General features: G+C 61.5%; 3 protein-coding genes. All 3 read right to left on the bottom strand.

The genetic code is table 11. From position 1 onward, the window contains the following. Positions 1-108: 108 nt before the first annotated feature. Positions 109-987 carry an NAD(P)/FAD-dependent oxidoreductase gene (locus CO676_RS34180; protein WP_245424671.1) on the bottom strand — a complete coding sequence of 293 codons (879 nt, stop codon included), beginning with the start codon at positions 985-987 and terminating at the stop codon, positions 109-111. Further along, positions 888-1286 (bottom strand): FAD-dependent monooxygenase, encoded by a 399-nt coding sequence (locus CO676_RS36730; protein ID WP_245424670.1) that lies wholly within the window; start codon positions 1284-1286, stop codon positions 888-890. Before CO676_RS36730 ends, CO676_RS34180 begins: the two co-directional genes overlap by 100 nt. Positions 1287-1455: 169 nt before the next feature. Continuing rightward, positions 1456-1713, bottom strand: a complete 258-nt coding sequence (locus CO676_RS34175) for a WGR domain-containing protein (RefSeq protein ID WP_097524301.1) — start codon at positions 1711-1713, stop codon at positions 1456-1458. Between the last annotated feature and the right edge of the window lie 177 nt (positions 1714-1890).

Raw genomic sequence — 1890 nt, 5'->3', positions numbered from 1 at the left:
CTTGCTCATCTCAGGCCCATTATCCACGAAGCGTTAAGCCGCAGACAACGTGACATCGCCGCCTGAAAGGGCTGCTAGCTGACCAGCTTCGTGCGCAGAACCTTTGGCTCAAGAAGATGCTTCGAAGATTTGACGCCGAATAGCTAGGTCGCACCCACTGCGGCGGGGCCAGAGAGCCGCTGAGGCCCGAGTTCTCTTAAGCGACCCAGCGCTCACCGCAACCGCTTCCCTGCCGATCTCTCTGAGCAGGCCGGTGACTGGATTGTGGAAACCGACAAGATAGACGCCGAGCTCGGAGGCCTGGCGAGTGACGCCGCTCTTGCCGGGTCGCAAGTCCACCGGCAGGAATTTCTCGAAACCGGGCCGGTAACCAGTGGCGAGGATGACGCTGTCGAACTCGGCCGGCCGACCATCGACAAAAATGGCGCCGCGCGTGGTGAAGCACTCAATGTCAGGCGCCACCTTGATGCCGCCGGACTTGATTGCCCATACGGTACCGACATCAATGACGGGGATACGCCCGGCTTCAACCTGCTCAAGAATTCCCTGCTTCGGCCGGACGATGCCGTATGTTCCAAGCCTGCCCAGCGCGACGTCGAGGATGATCGGAAACAGCCTGTCGTTCAGCGCTCGTGGCATTGGCCGGCTCGCGAGGGCGATCATCTGGATTGGTATGCCGAACAGCTGGCGCGGCACGATATGGACGCCCCTGCGTACCGACAGCGTTGGGCGGGCTCCGCCCTCGGCAAGGTCGAGCGCGATTTCGGCGCCGGTGTTGCCCATGCCGACCACCAACACCGACTGGCTATCGAAGGACGCGGCCTCGGTGTAGTCGGCGCTGTGCAGCCGCCTGCCATTGAAAGCCTCAATGGCGGGCAGGCTGGGAATCACGGGTTCGGCATTGTTGCCGGTGGCGATGACGACATGACGCGCGGGAAGCGTGTCCGTTTCGGTCTCGACCAAGTAGCCGCCCTGGTCGCGGTGGATTGAGTTGACCGTCTCACCGAAGCGCGGTCGAAGCTCGAACCGTCGGCATAGGCCTCGAGATAGGCGACCACCTTCTCGCGTGGCACGTAGCGCGGATAGCCCCTCGGGAACGGCACATAAGGTAGCGAGGAGAACGCCTTCACCGTGTGCAGGTGCCGTCGCCGGTAGTGGCGCCCCCTGGCCGGCGCTATCTCATGCGCCTTTTCAAGGATGATGAAATTGATCCTTGTCTGTTTGAGGCAGGCGCCGACGGCGAGTCCCGCCGGCCCAGCGCCGACAATGACGACAGTGGCATCCATGCGATGGTGCCTCCCCGAGCGAAGGCTATGCGCACTGCGGGTAGAGGACAAGGGGGCGGGCGAGCCTGTCCCTTACCTGCACCGCTCCGGCCAGCGTCCTTTGCCGAGGCTTTTAAGCGCAGCGGTTTCTCATTCATTGTCCTTCTTTTGCGGCGAGAGGGACTGAGGTTTAGAGATCAAGCGACGATTGGGGCATGTAACCGCGCGCTCGCTTCTGGCGAGCCAAGAAGAGGAAGTGCTGGATCGCTTGATGCTCATCCTTGAACAGATCAACGCGCTCTTTGCCGCGGGTGCCGATCCGGCCCCAGCGGCGGACGAGCGAAGCGCCGCCGAAGAGATCCGGCTCGATGGACATTGTGTAATAGCGCGCCATGTTCTTGGTCGCGTCAATTCGCTGAACATACAGGCGGAACCAGTGCTGGGTCATGCCTGCGAGTTTGACCGGTCGAGGATTCTCCGTCCAATGACATTCTTGAATCGATCACCGCTGACCGATTCCTTGATCGACGGCGCCACTCGGAAGCATTGCAACAACCGTCGACTCGGCGATGTCACGTTGTCTGCGGCTTAACGCTTCGTGGATAATGGGCCTGAGATGAGCAAG

The organism is Sinorhizobium sp. BJ1 (assembly GCF_002531555.1).
GTDB classification, from domain to species: domain Bacteria; phylum Pseudomonadota; class Alphaproteobacteria; order Rhizobiales; family Rhizobiaceae; genus Sinorhizobium; species Sinorhizobium fredii_B.
The sequence above is the reverse complement of the archived record's forward strand: the minus strand, read 5'-3'. Positions and strand labels throughout refer to the sequence as shown.

Coding starts and splice junctions, on each gene's coding strand:
- CO676_RS36730 (WP_245424670.1), bottom strand. CDS start 1,286: ATGGATGCCACTGTCGTCATTGTCGGCGCTGGGCCGGCGGGACTCGCC.
- CO676_RS34175 (WP_097524301.1), bottom strand. CDS start 1,713: ATGACCCAGCACTGGTTCCGCCTGTATGTTCAGCGAATTGACGCGACC.